The sequence below is a fragment of the Dietzia sp. SLG310A2-38A2 genome (assembly GCF_014145095.1).
Classification (GTDB): Bacteria; Actinomycetota; Actinomycetes; order Mycobacteriales; family Mycobacteriaceae; genus Dietzia.
On the sequence record NZ_JAALDX010000539.1, the window covers coordinates 1 to 386 of the forward strand.

1 protein-coding gene is annotated in these 386 nt (G+C 67.6%); it reads left to right on the forward strand.

The window, feature by feature from the left end:
- Window positions 1-197: 197 nt before the first annotated feature.
- The gene (locus G6027_RS17000) at window positions 198-383 is read left to right on the forward strand and encodes a hypothetical protein (RefSeq protein ID WP_182638163.1); all 186 of its coding nucleotides are present in this window, start codon (window positions 198-200) and stop codon (window positions 381-383) included.
- The last annotated feature ends 3 nt before the right edge of the window (window positions 384-386 follow it).

Consider the following 386-nt stretch of genomic DNA (forward strand, 5'->3'; position numbering starts at 1 on the left):
GGCGGCAGGTCTCGGACGTCATCCGCCGGTCGGACGGTAGAAGCCGTGGAAGGACATGCCGATGTTGTCGGTGCGCAGCCCCGACACCGACACGGGGTCACCGGCCTCCACAGGATGCGCGTCTAGGTCGTAATGAACGCAAACGGCCCCGCGTGAGTTGCAGCTCACCGGGACCACGACCACGACGGAGAAGCGTCATGGCTCACTCGAGCATACCCACAGCCCCTACCGTTGCCCTGGAATGGCGCACCGGCTACAAGCACCGCGGCACCGAGCCCGTCGACGCGAGCGCCCTCGACTACCTTCTCGACGGCGACGACCCCCTAGCCCGCGCGGCCCGATCCTCCGTGGTCATCATCACCACGCAGGCGGTGGCGGCATGAGCA